1 protein-coding gene is annotated in these 6,099 nt (G+C 34.4%); it reads left to right on the top strand.

The genetic code is table 11. The features are described from left to right. Positions 1-6,099 (top strand): fibronectin type III domain-containing protein (locus ACIQ56_RS16700; protein ID WP_397602166.1); only part of this gene is annotated, 6,099 nt, incomplete at both ends.

Below are 6,099 nucleotides of genomic sequence, written 5' to 3'. Positions count from 1 at the left end.
GCGAAAATACAAATTATTATTATGTAATTACTTCATCTAATTCACTAGGAGAATCGGCTCAATCAAGTATAGTGTCTACAACTACAGCATTAAGTACAATTCCATCTTTTAGTACAACAACAAATATTACTCCATCTGCTATGACATTAAATTGGAATTCTGCTCCTAATAATGGAACAGTTGCGTATAAACTGTATCGTTCTACATCAAGTGCAACTGGCCCATGGACAGGGCCAATAAACTCATCTTCAACTGCATTAACTTATTCAGATACTGGTTTATCTGAAAATACAAACTATTATTATTATGTTTCTGCGACAAATACAGCTCCAAGTGCTGTTCCGTTAAGTTCTTCGGTGCTTTCTATATCTACTGCTTTATCTACTGTTCCGACATTTATAACTCCAGCCACTAACGTAACAGCCAGTGCTCTCACTTTAAATTGGAATTCAGCACCAAATAATGGAATCGTTACTTATAAATTATATCGCTCAACAAGCGCAACAGGTCCATGGATAGGTCCTATTAATACACCATCTAGTTTAACTTCATTTTCAGATACAGGTTTATCTGAAAATACAAATTATTATTATTATGTTTCAGCATCTAATTCTTTATCAGGAGCTGCTGCTATAAACTCTGCAGTAACACAGGTAACTACAGCGATTTCGACAACTCCTACTTTTATTACACCTGCAACTAGTATAACAACTTCTAGCTTAAAATTAAATTGGAATTCAATTCCAAATAATGGAACAGTTATTTATAAATTATATCGATCAACAACAGGGGCTTTGGGAAGTTTTGGTTCTGCTATTTTTACCACAAATTCAGCAACTTCTTATTCTGATTCCTTATTGAGTGAAAATACAAATTATTATTACCAACTAACTGTTACAAATAATGCCCCAAGTGCCCAAACAATAACATCATCCACATTCTTAGTAACTACAGCTCTTGTCACTACTCCAGTTATCATTTCAGCTAGTAATGTTACTTCTTCTGCTTTGAAAATAAGTTGGAGTTCAGCAGCAAGTAATGGTTCTGTTACCTATAATTTATACCGTTCCTTAACGGGGAGTGCGGGAAGTTGGGGTACAGCTATTTATTCTACTTCAAGTGCAAATTTTTATGATGATTCTGGTTTAAATGAAAATACAAATTATTATTATATGGTTTCAGCAACAAATAATTCAGGTGCAACAAATATAAATTCAAATTCATATTTAGTTACGACAGCAATAGCAACTTTACCATCATTTATTACAACATCGACAACAGCTTCTGCAACTTCTATACAACTGACATGGAGTACAATCCCGAATAATGGAACTGTTACTTACAGTTTGTATCGCTCTACAACGGGAATTGCAGGCACATGGGGCGCTGCAATTAATACCACAACGAGTGGGACAAGTTATTCAGATACAGGATTAAATGAAAATACGATTTATTATTATTTATTAACTGCAAGCAATAATGCTCCAGGGGCAACACCTCTTAATTCAACAACATATTCAGTAACAACGGACTTACAATCGCTGCCAACATTTAATTCAGCAACGAATATTACATCAAGCTCCATTACTCTAAATTGGAATTCTTATGCAAATAATGGAACAGTTACTTATAAATTATATCGATCTTTAACCGGTGCTGTAGGAAGCTGGGGGGCACCTATAAATACTCCATCCGCTTTAACAACATTTACAGATTCGGGGTTAAGTGAAAATAATATTTATTATTATATGGTAACAGCTTCCAACTCAACCATTACACCAACAACAAAAAATTCTACAACTCAGACTAATACAACTGCATTGGCAACGCCTCCTGTATTATCAAATATATCTTATTCAACTACAACGGGAACGTTTCAATGGAATGCGGTATCTGGAAATGGATCTGTAAATTATTCTTTGTATCGTTCGACATCTTTACCCGTCAGTACATCTGGAGGGGCTATTTGTACTATCGGTGCAAGTAATACTTGCACCGATAGTACAATGGTATCAAGTTCAGTTTATTATTATGTTGTTACGGCAACAAACTCACAAAATACAGTTACCTCTACTGCTATTACAGTAACAACAAAACCAAACACACCAACAGCACCCACAACAAGTGCAACAGATGGTTCTGTTACGATTACATGGGCTTCCAGTGTTGGATCTGGAACATCGGCAATTACTTCATATTATGTACAAAGATCTAGAGTATTAGGTTCTGGATATCAAAATGTAAATGGATGCACAAATATTTCAGATTCAAGTCGCTCTTGTATTGATATTGTTCCCACGGTTGATGGAAGTCCTTATTATTATAAAGTAACAGCATTTACCCCTGGCGGAGATTCTTTAGCTGCAAGTTCTGCTACAACGGTAACACCAATTACACCAATTACCTCTGTTACAACTGTAACATCTTCAACAAATATTAATTTAAGTTGGAGTGGCGCATCGGGTGCTTCTTCTTACAAGGTATATAGTTCAACAACGGTTGGAGGCTCTGTTCCAGCCACAGGAACATTAACGGCTTGTTCTTCTTCTCCATGTAATTTTACGGTAGGAACTCTTGGTCAAACGATTTATTATACTATTGTTGCTTCAAACACAGGAACAAATACAACGGCAACAACTCAATCTGCAGAAGCTTCGGCGACTCCTTTAAATTCTCCATTATTACAAGTAACAGCGCAAAATTCTCAAATTACTGTGAGTTGGTCTTCAGTAACAAACGCAACAAATTATAAAATTTATTATTCTTCAACATCAGGCCAAGCAATCAGCGGAAATGTGTTGGGATGTGATGCCTTGTTAACTTTATCCTGCACAATTTCTGGATTAACAAATGGTCAAACATATTATTTTGCTCTTTCTGTAACAAGAAGTATTGGGGGAACTTTTATTGGAACGGAAGCATCTGGTGTACCAATTGGAAGTTTATCCATAACTTCGATTCTCTCTGCAACAAACACAGCTAATGTAACGTGGACAACGTCTTCTGGAGCAACGAGTTATGATGTGACTTATGGAACTGTTTCTGGAACTTATACAAATACTTCAAGTATTGTTGCCGTTGCTGGAGCTAGTCAGTCAACTACAATTGCATCTTTAAGTGCAGGCACAACTTATTATTTTATGGTTCGAGCAAAAAATTCAAATGGAACGGTTAATGCAAATGCTGAATATATTACTGTGACAACTCCTATTTCGCCTTCAGGATTTTCTATTTTAGGAGCTTCAAATAATACTTCAACTTTGCAGTGGGATAATAACGTAACAAACTTAGGAATTACATATAAAGTTTATCGTTCCTCTCAAAGTAGTTTTAATATAACAGATTCCGGTGTTGTATTTTCTTGTTGGTTTTATACAGCTTCATCATCTCCATCACAATTAAGTTGTGTTGATAATACATCACCAGCATTAACTGAAAATACTAAGTATTATTATAAAATTATTGCAGTTACAGATGCGGTAGGTTCTATTTCATCTCTTTCTTCAAGTTCTTCAAGCGCCATTTCTGTTACAACTCAATTTAATCCGACAGATAGTTACAGTTTAAGTGTTTCGAATTTAACATCTACTTCTTTAACATTGACCTGGAATTTGAATGCAGGTAGTGAGTCTATTTCTTATGCTGTATTTCAATCAAATTCAGCATCTGCTGCATCAACAGGTGTTGTTATTAATTGCTCTCCTGCTGTTTCAAGTTCCTTGCCAACGGCAACAAATGTTTGTAATGTATCAGGCTTGTCTCAAAATCAACAATATTATTTTGCCGTAAAAGCATTGAATAATGCTCCTCTTGGTTCAACTACAGTGATATCAAATGATCTGGCTGTTGTAACGCCAATTGCATCGAATACAACGTTTACACCTACTGCTTCAAATATTTCAGATACTTCTGTTACTTTAAGTTGGGTATTTAATTATGGAAATTCAAATGTTAATTATACAATTTTACAGAATGGTGTTGCCGTTTCTGCAAGTCAAGTATCTACTTGTAGTTTATCAAATAAAACTCCTTCAAGTACACAAGTAAGTTGTAATGTTACAGGAGTCAATCAAAATACTTCTTATGCATTTTCTGTTAAAGTAACAAACGTTTCTTTGGCTACTTCTACAATTACCTCAAATTCAGTAAGTATAATTACTCAGTTTACTTTAGCAACGACATTTGTTTTATCAGCAGGATCAACTTCTGATACAACGGCTACTTTAACTTGGATAATGAATGTGGGGACATCTTCTGTTAATTTTTCAGTTTTATCTTCTGGTACATCTGTTTCGTCTTCAAGTATCTCAGGGTGTCTATTGACTGGAAAAACACCATCATCAACTCAAGTTTCTTGTACAGTAACAGGATTAGCACAAAATACCAGTTATGCATTTTCTATTCAGGCAACAAATTCGGCAACGGGGGGAAGCACAAGTATTGTTTCAAATACATTAAATGTTATTACACAAATTTCTGCTTCAACAACGTTTTCGGTATCGGCAACTCCTGTTACAGATTTAACTGCAACTTTAAATTGGGTATTTAATTATGGAAACTCTTCTATGAATTATACCATATTAATAAATGGAAGCCCCGTTTCTTCATCACAAATTCTTGGATGTACATTATCAAATGTCTCAGTTTCTTCAACTGCTGTGAGTTGTCAGGTAACAGGATTGGCACAAAATACAAGTTATATATTTAAAGTTCAAGCAACAAATAATGCTACGGGAGGTGGTAATACTGTCACAACTTCACCAATAACAGTCATAACTCAATTTACAACGGGTACTTCTTTTGTTTTATCATCTGGAACAGTAGCAGATACTTCTGTTACTTTAAATTGGGTAATGAATGTTGGAAATGCATCCGTTAATTATTCTGTTTTATCTTCTGGAAGCGCTGTCTCTGCATCTAATATTTCAACATGCACATTGACAGCCAAAACTCCCTCTTTAACTCAAGTTTCATGTACTGTAAATGGATTGATACAAAATACAGATTATTCATTTTCTATTTCTGCAACTAATAATGCAACTGGAGGTTCAACTAGTATAAGTTCTAATTCATTGTTAGTGACAACTAAATTTACATCAGGAACTTCTTTTTCCATTACACAAAGTAACAACACAACAGGAACAAGTTTAACTTTAAATTGGACTTTGAGTGTTGGTTCTTCAAATGTGAATTATACTGTTTATCAATCTGGTATTCAAATATCCCCCACATGTACATTAACTTCTGTTTCGCCTTCTACAGCAGTATCTTGTTCGATAACAGGATTGACTGAAAATACTTCATATAATTTTCGAGTCGTTGCAACTAATGGAAATAGTTCATCAATTAATTCAAATGTTTTAACGGTAATTACAGTTCCTGTAACTGCGCCAACGGGTTTAAAGGCATCTATTCCTAATACAACATCAATAAGTTTGAGCTGGAGTGCTTATAGTTATGGATCTGCCCCTGTTACTTATTATGTTTATTCTTCGACAAGTTCTTCTATAACAACTGGAACAGGGTCTTTAGTCTGTTCTAATATTTCTATATTAAGTTGTTCTACTTCGGTGGTTGCTGGGACAAATCTTGTCGTTGGAACTACGTATTATTTTATTCTTGTTGTAAAAAATTCATCTGGAACTTCTGTTTCATCTTCTAATTTATCTGCAATTAGTATTAATTTTTCAGCTCCTATAAATAGTGTATCTGCATCATTAAATGGATTGGGGTTAAATTCGTCTGGTATTGTTACCTCAACAGGAAATAATCTAATAGCAAATCAAGGGACTTGGAGTTATTCAACAAACTGTGTCAATAAATGGTATTCAAATAATGCATTAATAAGTGGTACTAATGGTACAACATATACAACTCAATCTAGCGATTTATGTAAAGTGTTTTCATATTGTGTTTCTTGTTCTAATCCTTTGGGTACTAATTCTTCTTGTAGTAGCGGTTCATTAGTTACAAATGGAATAAACACAACTAATATTTTAAGTAGTTATGCTACAAGAATTCAGTCAGTAAATGGTAATACTTTAACAGTAGCTGGTCAAGCTCAAATAAAAAGTTTTTTGGATAGTTTAATAACAAATA

The organism is Silvanigrella sp. (assembly GCF_044369315.1).
Lineage (GTDB): Bacteria > Bdellovibrionota_B > Oligoflexia > Silvanigrellales > Silvanigrellaceae > Silvanigrella.
This window is presented reverse-complemented; position numbering and strand designations above follow the sequence as displayed.